The following is a 24,062-nucleotide window of genomic DNA, read 5'->3' on the forward strand; positions in this document are numbered from 1 at the left end:
ATCTTGGGAGTAAGTACTGTATTTTGTAATGAAGGAGTGGTGAATTAGGTAATAGATACTGTATGCTTGTTTCAAAGATTAGTTGGCCTGTTCGTAAAACAGCTGTCGATAGATAAAATGAACATACAAAGCATGATAGAACATCACCAGAATGAAATATTACAGCGAAGGAGAGTCAGTTGTGAAGAAATTAACCAAACCAAAAGGAATTCGATTTAAATTAGTAGTATCCTTCTTTTTCCTATTATTGATTCCAGGGATGACGATCGGGATAATGACTTATTTCAGCTCGATCGATTCATTAGAGCAGCAGCAAACAGAGCAGGTGAAAGATACGGCTACGCTGCTGAACCAGACAGTAAATAATGCCTTGGAATTAAGGATAAGTGATTTGAATACATTTGCTGCGCAATTTAACAGCGGGCAGATAGAGGATGATGAAGAGACCTTAGAACAGGTATTGGGACAATATAAGGAAATGAATGAGGAAGTCTCTGAGGTATATATGGCTTCCAATGACGGCGATTTATTTTATAGACAGCCGGATACAGAACTGCCGGAGGGATTCGATGCAACCGAACGTGATTGGTTTATCAATGCAGTGAATAACCCTGGCGAGGTACAGATTTCAGACCCATTTGAAAGTGCCAGCGAAACAGGAACCGTAGTCAGCATTACCAAAACATTGGACGACGGTTCCGGTGTGATGGGAGTAAGTCTCTATATCGATTCTATCCAGCAGCTGGCTTCAGAGGTTTCAATTGGAGAGAATGGCTATGCTGTCATTATTGATCCACAGCAAAAATACGTATACCATCCAACCTTTGAAACAGGGGAAGAAGTGGAAGGTGACGTATCAGGAACGATGTTTGAAGATGCGTCAGGAAGCTATGAATATAGCCATGATAATACATCAAAAATCATGGTGTACCAGACAAATGATTTAACTGGATGGAAGCTGGCAGGAACCATTGATTACGATGAAATCAAAGGAGAGGCAGTATCAACCTTAACGACGATGATAACAATTATTGTCATTACCTTAGTGCTGGGAACAATCATTATTCTATTCTTGATCCGTTCTATCACTCGTCCGATTCAGAGACTGAAGGAAAATGCAAAAATCATCAGTACCGGTGACCTGACACATTCGATTGAAATAAACACAACGGATGAAATAGGCGAGCTGGGACAAGCTTTTAACGAAATGCAGGAGGGCTTGAAAACGCTGGTTCGTGATGTCGAATATAATGCCCAGCAGGTTGCCGCATCGGCAGAGGAGTTAAATGCGAATGCCGATCAAATGACAAGCTCGTCTGAACAGGTATCGCTGGCTATCCAGGAGGTCTCCTCCAGCTCGGAAACACAGCTGCACGGTACAGAAGAGAGTGCGAATTCGTTAGAAGAAGTATCTACCGGCGTTGGCAGAATCGTTGACAGCTCGACAAAGGTTTCGGATATGGTGACACAAATGAGTACACAGGCAGAAGTTGGAGGAAAAGCAGTCAGCAACACCTTAAATCAAATGACATCGATCCAATCGTCTGTTGATGATACGAACTTGAATATCGCATCCTTATTGGAACGCTCGAAGGAAGTAAGTACGATTTTAAATGCCATCACCGATATTTCGGAGCAGACGAATTTACTGGCGCTTAATGCAGCGATTGAAGCAGCGCGTGCTGGTGAGCATGGGAAAGGATTTGCTGTGGTAGCGGATGAGGTCCGTAAATTAGCAGAGGAATCCAAAACATCTGCAGGAGAAATCAGCTCCATCGTCCATGGTATACAGAACGATGTCCAAAAGGCTGTGGAAAAAATGTCTCAGGTGACAGCTAATGTTAATGATGGTTTAGACGTATCCTATGACGCCATTGATAAATTTGGAGAAATCCTGCGTTCCAGCGGAGATATTAAACCGCAAATGGAAGAGGTCATGGCCATCTCCGAGCAAATGTCTGCAGCAGTTCAACAGGTAACAGCCACTGCCAATGACCTCGCTTCCATTGCCAGAAATAATGCGTCGTCTTCAGAGGAAGTCGCTGCATCTACTGAGGAGCAGCTCGCATCGATGGAAGAAATCTCTGCATCCGCTAAATCACTGTCAACGATGGCAGAGGATTTAACAGGGAAAATTGCAGAATATAAATATTAAGAAAGTTGATAGAAAAAGAAGGATTTCTTATATAAGGGAACCCTTCTTTTTTTTGCATGATACTTGCACATCCATATTTTTAGCTGTCAAGCTGAATTCATATTCATTTTTGGTGTAGACAAACCCTATCGTTTGTCCACACCAAAAAAAATGGAGTACAGCCTTATTCTTTCTATACATACTATCCATTCATATGTTGTTTAAGTAGAACATGGCAATTTGTTTTGCTTTTACAAGAATTACAGCAGTGAACAATTATCAGCCAGTATCGCTATGAGCTATCAGCGTCTTCGTTGAATGGGTATATTTTTACTTATAGGAAAGTTAATTATTTTAGCGATTGTTTTGTGAGGGTTGAGTAACTGTAGTTCCCAGAAGTATTTTCTAACCTGACTAAAATTTTTAAACAATCATATAAGTGCACCGATGTTGATAGGACGAGTAGTGCTTGTCCTAATGAAAGCAATCCTGCGTTAGTTGTTAAGTCGATTTGCTACTTTGTTTTAAAATCTGATCTAATTGGTTCAGTAATTTATCCAGCGATTGTGATATTTTTAATAAATTCGGGTCGTTTGGATTCTTCTCATAAACTGCATACATTTCTTTTCTTTTCGTTTCAATCTGCTTGTTCAATTCATCAATTTCCGACATACTCTCACGCCCTCTCCAATTACCAAATAGAAGTTAATTTGGATGTGGCATAAAAAGATATGATAAGGCTTTAAACAAAATTTTAACAGGAAACGTAAGAAAAATAAAATAAATCAACTGTTCTAATTAATGGGAAGGTAGTTATAAATAGTAAGTTTATATTAAAAATATCCTGTATTTTATAAAAAGGCAGAAGATTTTTGCGGCAAAAGAAGCAGAGGAATGAATAAAAAAAGAATTTAAAAAAATTATAAAAAAAGCTTAAACAATTTGTCCCCTTTGCCGATATAAGAAATAGGTCATCAAAGGATGATTCGTTAGGGCCTTAACGATTATTATTTATTTTGCTATTGACCTGAATGGTTAATATAAATGAGTTCACAAGGATGTGGCTCAAAAAATTACAATTACATGGAGGTAAGGAATTATGATTATTAATCACAATATTTCCGCTATTAACGCACACCGTCAGTTGGGGGTAAACCAAAACGGTGTACAAGGATCTTTAGAAAAACTTTCTTCTGGTCTTCAAATCAACCGTGCAGGGGATGACGCTGCTGGGTTGGCAATTTCTGAAAAAATGCGTGGGCAAATTCGTGGGTTGGAGCAAGCTTCTACGAATGCGCAAGACGGCATCTCGCTGATACAAACGGCGGAGGGAGCTTTGAATGAAACGCATGATATTTTGCAACGTATGCGTGAATTGGCTGTTAAATCTTCCAATGATACAAATACAAACGAAGATCGTGTAGAAATTCAAAAAGAGGTAGACCAATTAGCTGCAGAAATTTCTCGTATTTCTGAGAATACTCAATTTAACACACAAGATTTACTGACAGGAGATTTTAGAGCAACTTTCCATATAGGTGCAAATGAAGGACAAAATATCAGCATCTCTGTAAATAATATGTCGGCTGATGCTTTAAAAGTCGGTACAGCTTATGAAGCAACAAGTGATACTGAAATTACTTTAGATGATGGTAATGATACTGTTGCAACATGGCAAGAAGCAGTAGTAATTGGTCAAGAAATTAAAGATCCTGATGATGAAACCGAAACAATAACTGCTACAGCAGAACATGCAAAAGCGGCTGGATATTATACTGAGGACGGAAATTTAGCTCTTGTAGCTGATGAAGCTTTAGCTGAAGATGCTGTAGGTGTCGCTGGTGTTAATGTATCTGATCGTGCTTCTGCTGACTCTGCAATTACAGATATCAATAGTGCAATTCAAACAGTTTCTGCAGAACGTTCTAAACTCGGCGCAGTACAAAACCGTTTAGAGCATACAATTAATAACTTAGGAGCATCTGCTGAAAACTTGACAGCAGCAGAATCACGTATCCGTGACGTTGATTATGACTTAGCTGCTTAAGCAGTCTCAGTCACAGTCGTCCTAACTGGTAACGGTTAGTGATTATTATCGGGTGAATTGCTGGAAACCCCTTAGAGCTTGTCTTACTACAACGCAGCTGGAAACGGCAAACGTGAAGGTTTGAAAAAAGACGAGATTGGGCAATCAGCAGCCGAGCTCCTGGGAGGAAACTCTGGAGAAGGTTCAACGACTAGAATAAACCACCTAATGTATAAGCGATGGTGATGAAATTCGTAGGTGAATGATAGAGCCGCTAATTCTATCAGAATCCGAAGTTCCCGACCCTTCCTAGGTAACTGGAAGGTGAAGATATAGTCTAGTCATTTATGAAAGTAAATGTTCGCACGATGGCGAAAGAAATGATGGAATTCACTAAGAATAACATCCTTTCACAAGCGGCTCAAAGTATGCTGGCTCAAGCAAACCAGGTGCCTCAAGGCGTGCTTCAATTGCTTCAATAAAAAAGATTTTTACGAGACTCTAGCTTTTCAGTTAGGGTCTCTTTTTATGAAAGTAAGATTCCCTTTACTTCCTTTGCTTAATTAATAAAACAAATCTCAGTCAATTTACTATATGTCAAACCGGTCACGCCATTTAGAAAATATAGTTTCATCAGGTTTTCTTTATTTACAATTATTTGATAGCTTTTTGTTTGTATTTCTTTTTTACTCCTAGGAATGAATAAATACTTTTCATAGAATTTGCTGTTTTTGTAACAACTAACCCAATAATCTAGTTTATTTAAAACAGCATTAATTTCTTTCGTTGGAGATCTAAGTTGAATGGAAGCGGGTAAATAAATAGAAGTTCTTTTCGGTGATAAGTCAAAAATGAAATTATATCTATTGATTAATTTTCTATACATACTTTCATGCATATAGGGCAATACAAGAAAAAGAAAGTAATAGATTTGAAATTGGTCATACAAAATAATCCGGTTTTGTTTATCAAGATGAAATTGGAGGTGATATTTAGCTTTTAAGAAATGAATTAAACGATCGTTTTCTAATTCGCTAAAACTTTCGGTTGATAAGATAATTTTTAAAGGTTTATTCCCCTTACATTTTAAGTGACCATCGTCCATATACCACCAAGCCAATGATTCTCTATTAAAATATTTTGATATTAAATGAAATGGAATTACTTTTCCTGAATCGGAGTACCATTCAGTCCTTAAATAAGTGATGATATTCGATGTTCTTGATTGAACATAATGTGAAAGGCTGTAGCCTTTACTTAATCTTGGATCGATAATTTTTTTGAACTTAGGTGGATTTAATGGTAGGAATTCTGATAATTGGGCGTAGCAATAATTACTCCAGGAATAATCAGTTGAAGTATGCGTGAATTTGAATCTTGGTTTTCTCCGTTCTTGTTTAGTAATGGATCCATCCCCAAGCAATTTTCCAATCACTTTTGCTTTAAATGGTAATGTTGTGTCAAACCATGTTTTTTCCATAAATAAACACTCCTTTAGAACTTATGTTCTTATATTGATTTTAACATACTGGATACTATAAAAGGGCATTAATTTGAAAAATTCTTATTTTTATGTGCTTTCAAAGTGTAATTGAAAAACATACTTTAATAATGAACAATAAATAACCACTCTTGTGAATAAAATCTAAGAGCGGTTATGAAAAAGAGAATATTATTTACTGATAAGTATATTTTGATTTATTAATTACATCTAACTACTGTAATCTATTTTTCTAATAAAATTAGTTGCTTTCCCAATTCAAATACTAATTTAGCATATTGCTTAAGATTACTTAAATATGCTGGATGATCCGTATTTACGCTCGAAATCGTTACATTTTGCTCAGCATCTATAGCAAATGACACTTCTAATTCCGTTAACAACGAAGTCGATTGAACATTTTGTAAGATATCTGCAATCCTTTTACTTGAATTCACAAGGTTGTCTTTAATTGCATCTAAGTTATGAACTTCTACATTTGGATGTAAAGCACTAACGATTTTCTGATGGACCAATTCATTAGGATGATTACAATTTTTATATGTCATATCAACGAGGTTCCAGTTGTTTGAGTTTAAATCTTTCATTAGATGCAAAGTAAACTGTTGCATTGGAAAGTGTTTAGGAGCAGCTTCTACCATAACACGTTTTTTACTAAGGTTTTTTTGAAAATGCTGCTTTAATTGGAATTCGCTGAATATTTTCGTTCCTTTCCTTGTAAGGAGTTCAAATTTATTATTTGGTAATTGATATACATACATAACTTCTCTCGTTGCTTCTAAAGTTAATTTTATTAGATGATACGTATTGACCCAATGAAAGACATCTCGAACTTTCTTAACCCTTGAATAATCTGGAAGTAGTGTTGCTAGGTTATTATCTTCTTTTAACCTTTCATACAATGATGTGACATTTAAGATTTGATTGGACCAGCTATTAATAAAAGGAATGTCTTCAAATTCTTCATAAATAATTTGCAAACCCTCGTTTTCTTTTGCCTTTAATCTATCAAAAATAATATCTGGATAAGAGCTTATATAAGGCTTCCACTCATCTTCTTCATTAAAATGTCCTCGAACCAGCATATTCTCAAAATCGATATCGCTTGGTCGAATAAGACAAATATCCGTATTTTGATCTTCAGCAGCCTCAAGCAAAGCTTTTTGTAAGGGAGTTGTTTTTTGTATAGAAGGAACTATAAGCCCTAATACGATTTGATTTGTATCCTTGCGAGTACTGAGATTAGATGTACGTGCATTAAATTGATTTTTATATTGAAAGCTGTTCGCAGAAACAGAATGAACAATCCCGTTTTCATAAATATATTTTGCATAAGCAATCGTATTTACTGCTCTTTTCTCTTCGTGAAATGCAGTTTGCGGTCCATTATTTGCCTCATGCATCCATATTCTTCCCTTATCATCAATGGCAAAGTCCAGCCCGAGCTCATCAATAGCCATACCATATAATTTATCTAAATTCCAAGCAACATCAATAGATAACTCTAGAATATTCTCAGTATATTTCTTTCCTTGCTTTTCCCCATATTGTTCAATCAGGAAATCCTGGAAGTTCTCTATTCTGCCCTCTGTACTGATATTGCTCAAGTTTGATTTCTTATTCCCGATTCGCGGATAAATATAAGTAAGCTGCCAATCCCCATCAGCATTTTTTTGTACATGAGCACGAATATGGTAAGGCTCATTATTTTTCGTGCGGGTATGAATATATTTTTGGATAATATAACTGTTTTTTTCTTTTAAAATGACATTATTTAACCACTTATCAAATCCTTCTGCAGTAAGAATCGTTTCCTTTTTTTGATCTAATAGAACATATCGCTGGTTTTTCTTTGTCACAAAATAAATATTTTCTCCGCGGTTTGCCCTTAGGTGTTTAAAAACAACTTTAGGATTATTTGCTAAGAAAGTGTGAATCTGCTCAATGCTATGGCATTGCTGAAAAGGGACAAGCAACCTGACATACTTGTTTCCAGTCTGTAAAAGCCGTTCTGGTAAAGAAATCTTATTCCCAACAAAAAAGTAACTGGTAAAAGGAATCCTACGATGCAATTTACGACCGGTATGTGTCTTTTTGGTTGAAGTATTATTAATTACATCAGGAAAAGAGATGTATCCCTGCTTTTTATCTCCATTTTGATAAAAAGTGGCATGGATTGTTTCCTCAGAGAAATTGACATCATCATCTCCAAAGAAGTATAAAATGGTATTCTGTTTTTCGCTCTCTTCGACCATTGCATCAATACGAGGTTTAGGATAGAAATTGAGCGGATTCCGAAAACCATAAACACCAATTCGCAGCTTTTTGTCTTCCTTTGATTCTTGACTGCTTTCTTCAAGTAAAAATTTTAATTTATGTAGGTTTGGAATAAATGAAAATTGAGTGATTTCTAGGATTTTCGCAAATTTTGCATTCTCGATATTTTTAGCGATTAATAAGATATTTTTCTCTAATTTCTCTGCTAAATTTTTATGCGTACTGTTTATGTAACCATATTGGGTTAAGGCTTGAATACCGTCAACGATACTCCCGAATATAAAGATAGATTGATTAACTTCTTTTTCCTTCGCTAAACCTTGAAAATGTTCGGTGGCTTCTATAATTGTATTTACGATGTTTAACGATTGCGTAACCTGTTTTTGATTTATTGTAGTCATTTTTGCACTCCTGACATGAGATTAATGTTGTGAATAATTAATAAGTGAAAAGATTTCCTTCTACTTATATTTATTATCGGTATGTTTGGAGAAATACTGAAGAGAGTATAATGACATGTATAGAAATTGTTAAATAGTATTTAATAACGTTGCTATAGGTGGATTATTAAGGCTTTCTGAAAAGTATTAAATTTTACATGAACATAAAATGGCTCTAGTGAATATAAACGCAAAGCATACATAATAGTCCTAAACAGTTTTAATCAGGACTAATACGTATCACTTTGCGCTTTATTTTCAAGCCTATTCAGAATTTAAAATCCCCCCCTCATGAAACGCACAAATAGTCTCTATAGACCTATGAATCACAGGTGGCAGATATCTCGAACGATTTTTAACAAGATATACATTTCTTTTTAACATCGGACTTTCCAGCTTTTTGATATGCACATTTGGATGGTTAGATGCATTGACATAGTTTTCCGGAACAATGGTAATTCCAAGGCTACTTTCCACAAGGTGATAAGCTGTTTCAAATCGTTCAATTTCGAATTGGATATTGGGATGGATACTTGCGTTTTGAAAAGCCTTTATGATATCAATCCGTGTTTGGTAGCCCTCTTTGCATAAAATGAAGGGCAGGTGCTGTAAATTTTCTATCGTAAGTGAAGCTTCGGATTGAAGAGGGTGATTCTTTGGAAGTAATACGACAAGATTTTCCTCATATAAAAAGATGGATTCGAGCTCTTGTATATCAATAAAACCCTGCTTAAATAGGGGAACGTTATAGAGGATAAAATCTCTGGAAAAACATCCAGTGTATAAATGTTTCCATTCCATAGTCTTCAATTCATGGTATAATAGACTTGGTTTATTTGTTCTATTTTATCATTTTATTCAGACTACATTCTTATGCTGAAGGAAAGAGGTGAATACTGCCAAGATCCCTGTCAGGAAGGAAAGAAATGGAGAAGAGCCAGCTTGCTTCATACGGATCAGCACATGCTGTAAATCAACTAATATACATAGAAGGAGAAACGAAAAATGCATAGAAAGTACAAATGGGGTGGCTTTTTAATCGCTGCTGTTCTTACGTTTTTTGCATGGGCAATACCATTACAGACAGTAAGCGCGGAAAAAGACAATAAACAATTTGGAAATACACAAAATGATTCAAACGAACTAGATACGATTGAAATGCCTGCACAAGCTCTTCTTTCTTTGAAGGACTCGGAGGATGATGAGGAGACAGAGGAAGTGCCAACCGATGATGCAGAAGAGTTAGATTCGCCGGAGGTTTATATTACAGATGACATATTGGCGGAAGCGGTTGCGCAAGAATTAGGGAAAGAAGCAGGACAGCCGATTACAGAAGCTGATATGAAGCAATTAGTAGAATTGGAGAAGCAGGGAGCAGTTGGCGCTGCATCGATACGCTCTCTTGAAGGGCTGCAATCTGCGGAGAATTTGGAGAGATTACATTTGCCGATGCATGATGTCAATGATATTTCTCCGCTATCTAACTTGGGGAAGTTACAGTCTTTAGATTTGGCTTACAGCTCGGTTAATGACCTGACACCTTTAGCCAATCTGGGGAATGTAGAGAGTTTGAATTTGTTTGGAAATCCAATCAATGATGTTGCTCCTTTAGCAAATTTGGGAAAGTTAAGGGATCTAGACCTGGCTTATACGTTTATAGAGGATATTTCACCCTTATCGGATTTGCCAAATTTAGAGAACTTAAATTTGGATGGCAATCCGGTGCAGGAGGAAGCGGCAGATTCTGAAGATGAGGGGGACGATGTTGATAATAACTCGGAATCAGATGAAGAAGGAGCAGAAGAGGACAACGGGGAGTCTGGTATGGATTCGCCAGAGGTTTATTTTGAGGATGCGGTGTTGGAAAAAGCGGTTGCGGAAGAATTGGGAATAGATGGCCGGGCTATTACTGGGGCGGATATGACAAAACTGACAAACTTAGATGCCAATGGTTTTGATTCTGAACGGATTAGCTCCCTGGAAGGTTTACAGTATGCGACGAACCTGGCTGATTTATCTTTATGGAATAATAATATTAGCGATCTGACACCTATCAGCGGCTTAGAAAATTTATCTTATTTAGATTTGGATGATAATAATATTGAAGATCTTACGCCCTTGACCAATCTAACAAACTTAATGACGTTATATTTGGATAATAATGCGATTGAAGATATTACTCCGCTGCAGGAATTATCTTTAGCAGACATGTATATCTCTTTGTATGGAAATCATATCGATGATGAAGCTGCGATTCAATATTTACGGGATAATGGAGCTTCAGTTGGCTATTATAACGATTCACCAGAGGTATATTTTGAGGACGAAGCATTGGAAGAAGCAATTGCAAATACATTAGGAATAGAAGGGCGAGCGATTACGGAGTCAGATATGGCAAAACTAACTGATTTATATGCGAGTGGCTATGAATCTGATTTTGGCCCAATCACTTCTCTGGAAGGATTGCAATATGCAGATAATTTAATGTATTTAGATTTACCTGCGAGCAACATTAGCGACCTGACGCCTCTGTCTGGATTAGGACAATTGGAAGGTTTAAATCTGTGGGATAACGAGATTAGTGATCTGACACCTCTAAGCAGCTTGGAAAACTTATCTTATTTAGATTTGGATGAAAATGATATAGAAGACCTCGCACCTTTATCGAATCTAACCAATTTAGAGACTTTATATCTGTCTTATAATGAAATTGAAGATATTACTCCGTTACAGGAATTATCCTTGATGGATATGTATATTTCGTTATACGGGAATTATTTCGATGACGAAGAGACCATTCAATATTTACGGGATAATGGTGCTACCGTTAATTACGACTGGGAAGAGGAAGAGGAATCACCAGAGGTATATTTTGAGGATGAGATATTGGAAGCAGCAATTGCTGAGGAATTAGGTATAGCAGGCCGGCCGATCACGGAGGAAGACATGGCTAAGCTTACGGAATTAACTTCATATGGAACCAATTCGGAATCGATAACCTCTCTGGAAGGATTACAGTATGCAGAGAATTTACGAGAGTTAAATTTGATGTCAAATGCCATTAGCGATTTAACGCCTTTATCCAACTTAGTGAATTTAGAAGGGTTAACTTTATGGGATAACGACGTCAGCGACATAACGCCGTTGGAGAACTTGAGAAATCTATCTTATTTAGATTTAGATAATAATGCGATAGAAGATCTCACTCCTTTATCGGATCTAAAAAATTTAGAGACTTTACATTTGGATGATAATGCAATTAGTGATATTACTCCATTAAGAGAATTATCCTTAAAGGATATGTATATTTCTCTGTATGGAAATAGTTTCAACGACGATGATACGATCCAATATTTACGAGATAATGGTGCTATAGTCGGCTATTACTCTACAGAGAGCGATGAAGAAGACGAAACAGAAACACCTGACCCAGATGATGATTCCGACAATCCAGAAGGGGAAGACGATACACCAACCCCTGAAGGAAGCGGAGATGAAAACGGAGAAACAAATGACGGCACGCCGAACCCTGAAGACAATGAAGGTGGAAATGGGGAACAAGAAGGTAATACTCCAGCCCCTGAAGGCGACGATGAAGAAAACGGAGATTCAGAAGAGGAAGCTCCAAATCCGGAAGAAAATGAAGAAGGAACTGGAAATCCAGAAGATGATACGCCAACTCCAACCGAAGCAGAAGGCGGAAATGGAGAAGCAAATAATGCCGCTCCAAATGCAGTTGGAACAACAGGAGGCAGCGGAGAATCTGGAAACAATTCCACCGCTGAGGGAAGCCAAAGTGATGTACGCGGGGAAACGACAGCGGAAAAGCTGCCAAATACATCAACCAATGCGTATAATTGGTTCTTGGCTGGAGCGATATTCCTTTTCGCTGGTAGCTATATGTTGATTTTTTATGCATACAGAAACAGAATAAATAACGGATAGTAAGACGAAAGAAGCTACTCTCTCTCCCTTGCAAAATTTCAGGAATGAGAGTAGCTTTTTTCACTAATTTATCATTTTAAGAGTGGACGAAATTATTCCTAAATATTATATAAATTTCTCCAATAATGACATTTATAGATGATGTTCAAAAGCCCACCTGAAATGATTAACAGTAATTCTATGTTGGAGACAATTTTTTAATACCATAGAAATACTTCCATTTTTTGTTTATAATTCATTTTTTTACACATGTTTAATAGAATCGTAAAACTATATTCAATAACAAACACTTATAATACAATAAGAATATGTGAATCACGAGGGGAGGTTTTTAACATTTACAAACTACTATTAGCCGATCGTGATAAAGAAGAACTTCAAGGCATTCGTTGGTTACTATCTAAATATTCATTCCCAATAACAAATATTAGCTTAACTGACCAAATAACCGATGTTCTAACAAATCTCGAAAATGAACTTCCTGATATTCTATGTGTTGAATTAGATATGATACCAGAGAATAAGTGGGAAGTAGTAAAAACCTTTATTTACAGGTATTCAGGGCAGGTGATAGCGATTACTGCAGAGGCGACTTTTGAACGAGCTATGCAAGCGATGTCTATAAAGGCAGTTGATTTGTGGGTGAAGCCACTATCGCCTTCACGTATGAAACGTGCCATACAACAAGCAGTTGGTAACCTAACAGCCATTCGTAAGAAAAATACAGAAATTGAATTTGAACAGGTTATTCGATATGAATCTTTATTTATAGATGATTACGTACCCTTCCATTACCCAGTCTACTTATTAGAGGCTGAACATCGAGAAACACTGAATGATTTACGGGTTTTTATTAATCAATTTGATTTTGATTATAAACCATCAGTATTCTCAACTCATAATTGCATTATTCTTGTATTCCGCCATGATTTCCCAGAACCGTTAAAACAAGCACAGAGATTTTTAAGAGAATGGAAACACGTAGAAGCAGGTTCTATTGTGATAGTTGTACATACGGGGAGTGAAGATTCACTTTTTCAAATTTATATGAAACTAATTCGTATGATGGAAACAACATTTTTTATTGGTTACGAGCAAGTGCTGCTTGCAGAAGACGCACAAGATTGGGTGGAGATAGATCCTTTTCTAACAATGGAAGAACAAAGGAATTTGATTTTTATGCTAGATGAGGGACAGGGAGATAAGTTAAAGACATGGTTGTATGAGGAATTTTTTGATATGCAATCTCCTTATCTTGAACCAGGACTGCTTCGTACACGTTTAACGAGTATATTGGCACAGGTACGTCGTTTTATGTTTCGCAAAGGGATAACAAATCAAGATAGTGAAGTTTATTATAAGAAGGTATTTGAGATTATCTTATATGGTCCGGTTCTATATCGTATTGTTCAAGAGTTGATTCTATTTATTCATTATTTGTTTCAAACGGTTAAAGAGCAACAGATGTATGCGAAGGCAGATGTTGTCGAGTCAGCTATTAGCTACATGGAAAATCATTATAATTATGCAACTCTTTCGTTGACAGAAGTAGCAGAACATGTTGGTCGCAGTCCATCCCATTTAAGTCACATCCTAACCAAAAAGTATCATCAATCATTCCGTGAAATGCTGATTTATATCCGATTGCAAAAAGCAAAAGAACTGCTTGGATCAACGGACGAGTCCATTCAAAATATTGCAGTCTCTGTTGGATTTCGTAATCCGAATTATTTTAGTCGTGTGTTCAAATCATATACGGGGCTCACTCCTCGTGAATGGAGATTACGATAAGTGCGAAAATCTTAATGTAATGAAAAGTAGTTAATAATCATATATTTTTATAACAATCTAATATTTTTTCTATAAAATGAAAGCGTTTTATAAAATGATTTATAGTTACCTAAAATTTTTATTGTATTTCGAAATTCCATTATCTATATTCCACTTCTCTTCATTGATAAAATAAGAATTATCAGAAGACTTCAACGAGGAGTGAATGTGTGATGAAAGAGACGAAATCAAAAGAAGTAAAGCAATACAGAGGTACAGAATTAAATACAAAAGGATGGATTCAAGAGGCAGCATTACGTATGTTAAATAACAATTTGCATCCGGATGTAGCAGAAAATCCGGATGAATTAGTCGTTTATGGAGGAATAGGAAAAGCAGCAAGAAACTGGGAGTGTTATGAAGTGATTGTTGCTTCCTTAAAAGCTTTAGAAGAGGATGAGACATTATTAATTCAGTCTGGTAAGCCCGTAGCGGTTTTACCTTCTCATAAAGATGCACCGAAAGTTTTAATTGCCAATTCAAATCTTGTACCGGCTTGGGCAAATTGGGACCACTTTCATGAGATGGATCAAAAAGGATTAATGATGTATGGACAAATGACAGCAGGAAGCTGGATTTATATTGGAAGCCAGGGGATTCTTCAAGGAACCTATGAAACATTTGCGGAATGTGCCAAGCAGCATTTTCATGGCGATTTGGCTGGAACTATTTCAGTGACGGCGGGTCTCGGTGGAATGGGTGGTGCGCAGCCGTTGGCGGTAACTTTGAATGGCGGAGTTTGTATCGCGATTGAAGTAGATCAGCATCGAATTAATCGCCGAATTGAAACGAAGTATTTAGACACGTATACCGATGATTTGGATGAAGCCATTCGTCTTGCTAATGAAGCCCGTTCAGAAAAGAAAGCGTTATCTATTGGCTTGTTGGGAAATGCTGCAGAATTGTTACCGAAAATGATTGAAAAAGGGCTCATCCCAGATGTGTTAACAGATCAAACCTCGGCACATGATCCGTTAAATGGTTATATTCCTGAAGGGTTTAGTCTGGAGAAAGCTGCTGATTTACGAGGAAAAGATGAAGCAGCATATATGAAGCTTTCCAAAGCAAGCATGGCAAAGCATGTTGAAGCAATGCTGGAAATGCAAAAACAGGGGGCTGTTACCTTTGATTATGGAAATAATATCCGTCAAGTAGCAAAAGACGAAGGAGTGGAGAATGCCTTTGATTTTCCTGGTTTTGTTCCAGCTTATATTCGTCCGCAATTTTGCGAGGGGAAAGGGCCTTTTCGCTGGGTAGCATTATCAGGAGAACCAGAAGATATTTATAAAACAGATGAAGTTATTTTGCGGGAGTTTAGTGATAATAAGCATTTATGCAACTGGATACGTATGGCACGTGAAAAGGTGAGTTTCCAAGGGTTGCCTTCACGTATTTGCTGGCTTGGCTATGGAGAACGCGCCCGTTTTGGGAAAATTATTAATGAAATGGTTGCCAGTGGTGAAATAAGTGCTCCAATCGTTATCGGTCGTGATCATCTCGATTCCGGTTCTGTTGCTTCGCCGAATCGGGAAACAGAAGCGATGAAGGACGGAAGTGATGCAGTTGCGGATTGGCCGATTTTAAACGCTCTGATCAATAGTGTTGGTGGAGCAAGCTGGGTCAGTGTCCATCATGGTGGCGGGGTAGGAATGGGATATTCCCTTCATGCCGGCATGGTCATTGTAGCGGATGGAACAAAGGATGCAGAAAAACGGCTGGATCGTGTGTTAACAACAGATCCAGGAATGGGAGTTGTCCGTCATGCGGATGCTGGATATGCGTTAGCCCAGGAAACAGCCCGCAAGAAGAACGTAAATATTCCGATGTTAAAAGATCAATAATGTGGATAGCAACTCCCAGGGAAAAGCAGTTCTTCTACTGGGGAGTGCTATTTTCAATGGTACTAGTAAATAGATAGAATGTAACTTCAGGAGGGAAAAACATTGACACAAAAGCTGTTTATTTCAAATGCAAACCAAGTAGTTACCATGGCCGGGCATTCTGATAAGCCTGCCAAAAAAGAGGCGATGTCCGACATAACAATTTTGGAACATGGGAGTATCTGGATAGAAGATGGCAAAATTGTTGAGGTAGGTACAGACGCAGAAATGCGCGAAAAATACCAAGGGCAACTTGATTCTGTAACTGAAATTGATGCATCGGGCAAAACTGTCACACCTGGTTTGATTGATCCACATACGCATCTTGTTCATGCGGGAACACGTGAAAATGAATATGCTATGCGTTTAAAAGGAAAAACCTATATGGAGATTATGGAATCTGGCGGTGGGATTCATGCTACAACCCGTGCTACACAAGCTGCCAGCTATGAAACATTATATGAAGCGTCAAAAAAACGTTTAGATAAGTTTTTATTACATGGTGTTACCACCGTTGAAGCAAAGAGCGGTTATGGATTAACGCTTGAACATGAATTAAAACAGCTGGAAGTGGCAGAGCAGCTGCGCCAAAACCACCCAATAGATATTGTTTCTACATTTATGGGAGCACATGCGGTGCCGCTGGATGAAAAAAGGAATCCGGAAGCGTTTGTTACACGTGTCGTAGAGGAAATGATTCCGGAAGTAGCCGAAAGAAAACTGGCTACATTTAATGATGTATTTTGTGAGCGCGGTGTATTTACACCAGAACAATCCAAGCGTGTACTGGAAGCTGGTAAACAGTATGGACTTACCCCTAAGATTCATGCCGATGAGATTGAAGCCTATGCTGGAGCGGAATTAGCGGCAGAAGTGGGTGCCATTTCGGCGGATCATCTTCTGAAAGCCTCCGATGCAGGGATTAAAGCGATGGCGGAAAAGGAAGTTGTCGGTGTTCTATTGCCGGGTACAGCGTTTTTCTTAATGGCAGAATTTGCTCCAGCGAGGAAGATGATTGATGCAGGGGTTGCTGTTGCATTGTCAACAGACCAAAATCCTGGGTCTTCTCCAACGATTTCCTTGCCTTTCATCATGAATTTAGGCTGCTTGAAGATGAATATGACACCAGAAGAAGTATTGACTGCGACGACGATTAATGCAGCGCATGCTATTGGATGTGCGGGTGAAGCAGGGAGCCTGGAAGCAGGGAAAAAGGCAGATATTACGATTTTTGATGTTCCTAATTATTTAACTTTATCGTATCAATATGGCATGAATCATGTGGATACGGTTATAAAATCCGGGAAGCAGCTTGTAGTGGAGGGGCGGTTACAATGAGCCATTATCCTTACCCAATGCTCCATAAGCCCAACATGATATGGTCCAAACAGACAGAGCAAACAATAGATTTAAAGGTTCATGAATGGATTGAAACGATTGGAGATACCGAGGTGGACTGGTCTCCTTATGATGTGACGATTCTTGGTGTTCCGCTTTCTAAATCCTCTATCAGTACATCGGCAGCCAGCGAAAATCCAGATGCGATGCGGCAAGCGTGGAAATCCTTTGGAACGTACAATCTAAATGAAAATATAGATTTGGCGGCGTTAAAGGCAGTTGATTTAGGAGATGTGAAGCAGCATGTAACAGACATCGCTTCTTCCCACCAAAATATTGAAGAGGCAATGGCAGCGATAAGAAGTCATCACCCGCATACTTTGCCGATTACGATGGGCGGTGATCACTCCATCACGGCTATGCTGGTAAAGGGATGGAAAAAGACGCATCCTGAGGAGACAATTGGAATTTTACAAATTGACTCCCATTTTGATTTACGTGATCTGAAAATATTTGGACCGGCAAATGGCACCCCGATTCGAAATATCATTGAGAGTGGGACGGTTAAAGGAGAGCATATTCACACCATTGGGCTGCATGGTTTCTTTAACGCTAAAGAACTAAAAGATGTTGCAGATCAAAATGGGATTCGTTATACGACTATGAAACAAGCGCGTAAAGAAGGAATACAGCAAGTTATTGCGCATGCATTAGAACAGTTGAATCAACAAGTAGATACAATTTATTTAACGGTGGATATGGACGTATTAGATATTGTACATGGACCTGGAACACCTGCTGCAGCTCCAGGCGGAATGTACACAGAAGAATTATTTGATGCTGTTCAGCTTGCAGGAGAACATCCGAAAGTCAAAGCCATGGATATTGTGTGTCTGGATCCGAGAAAAGATATAGCGCAAATTACGGTGAAAAATGCCGTTCATACGATGTTGTCGTTTTTAACAGGGTATTGTAAGAGGAGAAATAAAGGATAGTTAACGCAATAACTAAGCCAATGGTGATAAAGTGAAACTTCTTTCAGTGGGGGATTTCATTTACCATTGTAGATTAAAGGAATAAGGACTAAGTTCATGACGTCGTGGGAATGAGGTTGATTACTTGTCATAACCTCGCAAAATAGTTGTCTCAGATGCCTTTGTGACCTACCTTCTGCAGGCTGGAACGAGCCAGGCTGTTACTGGCTGTTCTATCTCCCACTTAGAAATAACATATCTCTTTCATTTCTTGAAGTGGGAGTATTACAAAGCCCTTCGATGGGGGAAGTAATCGCAGCCTCCGTCCCAGCCAGTAATACTGCGATAAATGTTTCTGTTATGGGAATGTATTACTAATAGAGTAAATTCAAATAAAAAAGGTTAGGTGTCAAATGAGTGAGATTCAAACGACTAAATATGATGTTGATAATGATCATAAAAATAATCGGAAAAATATTGTCAAATTTAGCATTTACAGTTTGATAGGTGGATTTATGTTTTTTATACCCATAACGATTAACGGAAACGCTTCTATTATGCTGGATCATATGGTTACTTTCATTCGAAATACTTTTCCCGCGTTTGTACCTTATTACTTATTAATTGTTATTGCTCTCGGTGCCGTTTATCCGTTTATTAGAGGTACATGGAATAAAGGGAACGTAAATACAGTTCTATCTTTTTTTAAGCTTTTAGGATTAGTTGCTGCACTAATGATTGTTTTTAATATTGGGCCAGCATGGTTATTTAATCCAGATATGGGACCTTTCATATTCAATAGTCTAGTTACACCTGTTGGCATTCTAGTTCCCATTGGTGCAGTATTCCTTGCACTTATAGTAAGTTATGGACTCCTTGAATTTATTGGGGTATTAATGCAAAGAATTATGAGACCTGTTTGGAAAACTCCCGGCCGTTCTGCGATTGATGCAGTTGCTTCATTTGTTGGCAGTTATTCAATTGGATTACTAATAACTAATCGTGTGTTCAAAGAAGGGAAGTATTCAGTAAAAGAGGCTTCCATTATCGCAACTGGATTCTCTACTGTTTCTGTAACGTTTATGGTAGTTGTTGCTAATACATTAGATTTAATGGGTATTTGGAATCTGTATTTTTGGTCAACACTTGTCATCACATTTTTAGTAACGGCAATTACCGTACGATTATGGCCGCTGAATAAAATGAGTAATGAATACTACGATGGGGCTAAACCTCAATATGAGGAAATAATTACAGAAAATCGCATAAAGGTAGCGTGGGAACAAGCGATGAAAGTTGCTGATAATGCTCCCAGTTTATTTGAAAATATTAAAATGAATTTAAAGGATGGAATGGTAATGACGATGGCAATTCTACCATCCATTATGTCTATTGGTCTACTAGGACTTGTGTTAGCCGAATATACACCGATCTTTGATATTGTTGGCTATATCTTTTACCCTTTCACATGGTTAGTGCAATTACCTGAACCTTTATTAGCAGCAAAAGCCGTTTCCATGGGAATTGTAGAAATGTTTTTACCTGCTTTAATGGTGACGGAAGCAGTTTTAATAACGAAATATGTAATAGCTGTGGTATGTATTTCTTCTATCATCTTTTTTTCAGCTGTTGTGCCAGTTATTTTATCAACAGACATCCCAATTAGTATTCCAAAACTAATTGTAATATGGTTTGAAAGAGTTGTATTAACTATTTTAATTGCTGCACCGGTTGGATATTTATTACTATAAGGAGAAAGCCATTCCCTTTCATACAATGTTGTCGTTTTTGACAGGTTATCAAAAAAGAAAAGTGATCATATAATAAATATAACAGGTTGGCATATAAAATTCTTTTTCATTTTATATAAAATGCCAGAAAAATAATTGACTATTACCACTATTCAGATTATAATCAAAATAGCTATTAGTAAAAAGTTTTATTTTTGAGATAAAAAGGGAGCGCTTACATGCCGCAAAAAATTCGCATTGGTAAAATTGCCACACTGCTTGCTATGTTAGATGAAAGTGAATACAGCTCCTTTGAATCCATGTTTGACGAGGTGGATACATGCCTTGGAAAAGTCGGGTCCATGAATATGCAGAAGGTTATTTCCGCAGTGGAAACAGCAGTTAAGAGAAGCGGATTAATTGAAGAAGGGGTTTATCGAGAAACCCACGCATTATATCATACAATTGTTGAGGCGCTTGAAGGGATAACCAGAGGACAACTGGCGATTGGAGAGACAATGCGGACAGTAGGTCTTCGCTTTGCTGTTGTACGCGGGAAACCGTATAAAGAGGAAAAAGAAGGAGAATGGATTGCCGTCGCCTTTTACGGGACAATTGGAGCACCTATAAAAGGATTGGAACATGAAGCGGTTGGTCTTGGAATTAATCATATTTAACAAATAAATACGAAATCATGACCTATAGTAACGAGACGTTAGGAGGTGATGATGGCTTACTTCAGTATGCCGTTATCGCCTCTTTTTGCTGTTTTTTTAGAGAAAGTCAATAGTGTAGCGGACCATAGAAAATCCGTTAAGAAGGAGGAAGAAACAATGATTGAATTAACAGGCCATACTTTAACGATTGAACAACTAAAAAGAATTTTGCTCGATAATGAAAAAGTATCCATTTCCGAAAAAAGCATGGAGGAAGTTCATGATAGCAGATGTGCTGTTGAACAAATTGTAGCAAATAGAGAAACGGTATATGGAATTAATACAGGCTTTGGAAAATTTAGTGACGTGATTATCAATCAAAAAGATGTTGAAAATTTACAATTAAATTTAATCCGTTCCCATGCATGCGGGATTGGTGAACCTTTTCCGGAAATTGTATCACGTGCCATGATGGTACTTCGATTGAATGCTTTACTAAAAGGATTTTCAGGTGTTCGTGGAGTATTGGTGGAATTACTATCTGAATTAATTAATAAAAGAATCCATCCAGTCATTCCACAACAGGGATCTTTAGGGGCATCTGGCGATTTGGCGCCATTGGCTCATTTAGCACTTGTTTTAATTGGAGAGGGAAAAGTCTATGGTGAGTCCGGAAACGTAATTGATTCAGCTTCCGTTTTTTCTGAAAAAGGAATTCGTCCGATTACATTGCAGGCTAAAGAAGGGTTGGCACTTATCAATGGAACGCAGGCAATGGTTGCTATGGGGATAGTTAATTATATTGAAGCGGAACAGCTTGCTTTTGATAGTGAATGGATTGCTGCAATGACAATGGAGGGGCTGGAAGGAATTGTAGATGCTTTTCATCCAGCAATACATGAAGCGAGGGGATACCCGCAGCAAATAGATGTGGCAAAAAGAATGCGGGGATGGTTAGACGGAAGCAAACTGATTACAAGACAGGGTGAAAAGCGGGTACAAGACGCGTATTCTTTGCGTTGTATTCCCCAAGTACATGGTGCGTCCTGGCAAGCACTTGATTACGTGAAGGAAAAACTAGAGATTGAGATGAATGCAGCTACGGATAATCCGCTTATCTTTGATGAAGGAGAGGTGGTTATTTCAGGCGGGAATTTTCATGGTCAGCCAATCGCATTTGCAATGGACTTTTTAAAAATTGCAGTAGCAGAATTAGCGAATATATCAGAGCGCCGTACTGAACGGTTAGTGAATCCACAGCTAAATGATTTACCTGCCTTTTTAAGCTCAGAACCCGGTTTGCAATCGGGAGCAATGATTATGCAATATGCTGCGGCATCCCTTGTCTCGGAAAATAAAACCTTAGCGCATCCTGCAAGCGTGGATTCCATTCCTTCCTCTGCCAATCAGGAGGATCATGTTAGTATGGGGACGACGGCATCAAGACATGCAGGAATGATGATACAGAATGCCCGGCGTGTGTTGGCGATTGAATGTATTTGTTCCCTGCAGGCAGCGGAATATCAAGGCGTGGAAAATCTGTCGCCAAAATTAAAGAAAAAATGGGAGAAGATGCGTCATGTTGTCCCGAGCATTACCGAAGACAGAGTTTTTTCAGAGGATATAGAGAAGCTTAATCAGACATTGCACCCGCTGTATCATAACAATAACTTTTTAAAAAAAGAAATTTCTATTAAATAAAGAAAAAGAGGCAGTATTTATCAGTTTTTATGAAGGGTATAAAGCTGCCTCTTCATATTTATCATGGAGAAGCGCCCGTGAAACTCTCGGCTCCAAATAAAGGAGAGGGAATAAATTTATTTAGGCGGGAGATAACGGGTGCTAACTCCCTGAATTACTCAACTAATCATTCAGTGGGAGAAAAGAAAAACTCCCACTAAATGAAGTTTCGTTTTATGAAAACGGCAGTGTTATCATCGAGATTATTTTAACTCGTGTGATACCTCATAAAAGATTGAAAAATAAAGGGGGAGTTAGGAGATGCTTACAAATGCAGTTTTAGTCAGTGTGCTTGTGATGGTAGTGGTAAGTTTATTTCGTGTCAATGTTTTGTTTGCCATTATTCTTGCTGCTTTAACGGCTGGTTTAATGTCTGGAATGAGTTTGGGTGAAGCAGCGGAACTGATGGTGTCGGGCATGGGGGGACAGTCAAACACAGCATTAAGCTATGTTCTACTGGGAATATTTGCTGTAATGATTGGTTTATCAGGGATTACTACAATCCTGGTAAATAAGATGTTAACACTTTTTAGAGGTAAAAAAATGGCACTTGTTTTGAGTCTTGCTGTAATTGCTTGTTTGTCACAAAATATCGTACCTGTACACATTGCTTTTATACCTATTTTAATTCCGCCATTGTTAGGTCTGTTTAATAAATTGAAATTAGATAGACGGGCAGTTGCTGCTGCATTAACTTTTGGACTTAAAGCTCCTTATATGACAATACCAGTAGGTTTCGGATTAATATTTCAAGGGATTATTCGAGATGAAATGATCGCAAATAACATGCCCATTACCTTGAATGAGGTAACGATTTCTATGTTAATACCCGGAGCGGGAATGGTAGTCGGATTATTGGTAGCTATTTTTATCACGTACCGTAAAGATCATCTGCCTAAGGAAAGCCAGCCGGATGAAGCAAATATAGAAGTTGCGTACACAGAAGAAAAAGGAAATTGGGGTTTTTATCAATGGATGACAATTATCGCGATTATCGCAGCATTGGTAACACAGCTTATGACGGAATCACTTATTCTTGGTGCATTATCTGGAATTATTATCCTGTTTGCAACGAGAGTAATAAAGATGAACGAGAATGAAAAAGTGGTCCAAAAAGGTATTGGAATGATGGGGATGATAGCATTTATTATGCTGGTTGCTTCCGGTTATGCGACTGTGCTACAGGAAACGGGAGGCATTGAACAGCTTGTTGAACAGGCAATTTCCATGGTTGGCACATCATCGTTTCTGATTGCTACGACGATGTTGGTGGTTGGATTGTTTATCACAATGGGAATTGGTACATCATTTGGCACAATTCCTATTCTGGCAGCATTATATGTCCCGATTTGTGCAGCCGCTGGTTTATCCCCGTTGGCAACTGCAGCACTTATTGGAACAGCAGGTGCTCTAGGAGATGCGGGATCACCTGCTTCTGACAGTACGCTTGGACCAACTGCCGGGTTAAATGCTGATGGAAGGCATAATCATATATGGGATACGTGTGTCCCTACATTTTTGCATTATAATATTCCATTATTTATATGCGGAGTAATTGCAGCAGTAATTTTATAAAATGAAATTTTCCAGA

Annotated in this window: 16 protein-coding genes; 12 read left to right on the plus strand and 4 right to left on the minus strand. The window is 38.0% G+C overall.

The window, feature by feature from the left end; genetic code table 11:
* Window positions 1-181: 181 nt before the first annotated feature.
* Window positions 182-2,155: a methyl-accepting chemotaxis protein gene (locus tag BN997_RS04050; protein ID WP_042529888.1), complete on the plus strand. Its 1,974-nt coding sequence runs from the start codon at window positions 182-184 to the stop codon at window positions 2,153-2,155.
* 480 nt (window positions 2,156-2,635) lie between these two features.
* On the opposite strand, the gene BN997_RS22425 is transcribed toward BN997_RS04050, so the two are convergent.
* Window positions 2,636-2,806 (minus strand): aspartyl-phosphate phosphatase Spo0E family protein, encoded by a 171-nt coding sequence (locus BN997_RS22425; RefSeq protein ID WP_084612842.1) that lies wholly within the window; start codon window positions 2,804-2,806, stop codon window positions 2,636-2,638.
* Between the two features lie 427 nt (window positions 2,807-3,233).
* On the opposite strand from BN997_RS22425, the gene BN997_RS04055 reads away from it, so the two are divergent.
* Both BN997_RS04055 and BN997_RS22430 read left to right on the plus strand, forming a co-directional pair.
* On the plus strand, window positions 3,234-4,181 hold the full coding sequence (locus tag BN997_RS04055) for a flagellin N-terminal helical domain-containing protein (RefSeq protein ID WP_084612843.1): 948 nt from the start codon (window positions 3,234-3,236) through the stop codon (window positions 4,179-4,181).
* 326 nt (window positions 4,182-4,507) lie between these two features.
* The gene (locus tag BN997_RS22430) at window positions 4,508-4,642 is read left to right on the plus strand and encodes a flagellin (RefSeq protein WP_084612844.1); all 135 of its coding nucleotides are present in this window, start codon (window positions 4,508-4,510) and stop codon (window positions 4,640-4,642) included.
* A gap of 77 nt (window positions 4,643-4,719) precedes the next feature.
* Here the strand turns inward: BN997_RS22430 and BN997_RS04060 are convergent, their stop codons facing one another.
* The 3 genes from BN997_RS04060 to BN997_RS04070 all read right to left on the minus strand — a co-directional run bounded on the left by BN997_RS04060 (window position 4,720) and on the right by BN997_RS04070 (window position 9,179).
* Complete coding sequence (locus BN997_RS04060; RefSeq protein WP_042529890.1) at window positions 4,720-5,640, minus strand: hypothetical protein; 921 nt, start codon at window positions 5,638-5,640, stop codon at window positions 4,720-4,722.
* A 245-nt stretch (window positions 5,641-5,885) separates the two neighbouring features.
* On the minus strand, window positions 5,886-8,339 hold the full coding sequence (locus BN997_RS04065; protein WP_042529892.1) for a YheC/YheD family protein: 2,454 nt from the start codon (window positions 8,337-8,339) through the stop codon (window positions 5,886-5,888).
* 303 nt (window positions 8,340-8,642) lie between these two features.
* Window positions 8,643-9,179 (minus strand): LysR family transcriptional regulator substrate-binding protein, encoded by a 537-nt coding sequence (locus BN997_RS04070; protein WP_052484901.1) that lies wholly within the window; start codon window positions 9,177-9,179, stop codon window positions 8,643-8,645.
* 204 nt (window positions 9,180-9,383) lie between these two features.
* On the opposite strand from BN997_RS04070, the gene BN997_RS04075 reads away from it, so the two are divergent.
* From BN997_RS04075 to BN997_RS04115, 9 genes are all read left to right on the plus strand, one after another.
* Window positions 9,384-12,323 carry a leucine-rich repeat domain-containing protein gene (locus tag BN997_RS04075; protein ID WP_042529894.1) on the plus strand — a complete coding sequence of 980 codons (2,940 nt, stop codon included), beginning with the start codon at window positions 9,384-9,386 and terminating at the stop codon, window positions 12,321-12,323.
* Window positions 12,324-12,830: 507 nt separating this feature from the next.
* A complete protein-coding gene (locus tag BN997_RS04080) occupies window positions 12,831-14,114 on the plus strand; it encodes a helix-turn-helix transcriptional regulator (protein ID WP_175297001.1) in 1,284 nt (427 codons plus the stop codon).
* A 212-nt stretch (window positions 14,115-14,326) separates the two neighbouring features.
* A complete protein-coding gene (gene hutU / locus BN997_RS04085; RefSeq protein ID WP_042529895.1) occupies window positions 14,327-15,994 on the plus strand; it encodes a urocanate hydratase in 1,668 nt (555 codons plus the stop codon).
* Window positions 15,995-16,141: 147 nt separating this feature from the next.
* A complete protein-coding gene (gene hutI / locus BN997_RS04090) occupies window positions 16,142-17,371 on the plus strand; it encodes an imidazolonepropionase (protein WP_217492004.1) in 1,230 nt (409 codons plus the stop codon).
* On the plus strand, window positions 17,368-18,366 hold the full coding sequence (locus BN997_RS04095) for an agmatinase family protein (RefSeq protein WP_084612845.1): 999 nt from the start codon (window positions 17,368-17,370) through the stop codon (window positions 18,364-18,366). Before hutI ends, BN997_RS04095 begins: the two co-directional genes overlap by 4 nt.
* Before the next feature lie 392 nt (window positions 18,367-18,758).
* On the plus strand, window positions 18,759-20,096 hold the full coding sequence (locus BN997_RS04100) for a YjiH family protein (protein WP_052484903.1): 1,338 nt from the start codon (window positions 18,759-18,761) through the stop codon (window positions 20,094-20,096).
* Window positions 20,097-20,314: 218 nt separating this feature from the next.
* On the plus strand, window positions 20,315-20,752 hold the full coding sequence (hutP, locus tag BN997_RS04105) for a hut operon transcriptional regulator HutP (protein ID WP_042529899.1): 438 nt from the start codon (window positions 20,315-20,317) through the stop codon (window positions 20,750-20,752).
* A 156-nt stretch (window positions 20,753-20,908) separates the two neighbouring features.
* Window positions 20,909-22,432: a histidine ammonia-lyase gene (gene hutH, locus BN997_RS04110; protein ID WP_042535762.1), complete on the plus strand. Its 1,524-nt coding sequence runs from the start codon at window positions 20,909-20,911 to the stop codon at window positions 22,430-22,432.
* A 300-nt stretch (window positions 22,433-22,732) separates the two neighbouring features.
* Window positions 22,733-24,046, plus strand: a complete 1,314-nt coding sequence (locus tag BN997_RS04115) for a Na+/H+ antiporter family protein (RefSeq protein WP_042529902.1) — start codon at window positions 22,733-22,735, stop codon at window positions 24,044-24,046.
* Window positions 24,047-24,062 lie beyond the last annotated feature (16 nt).

Origin of the sequence: Oceanobacillus oncorhynchi (assembly GCF_000821065.1) — a bacterium.
Lineage (GTDB): Bacteria > Bacillota > Bacilli > Bacillales > Amphibacillaceae > Oceanobacillus > Oceanobacillus oncorhynchi.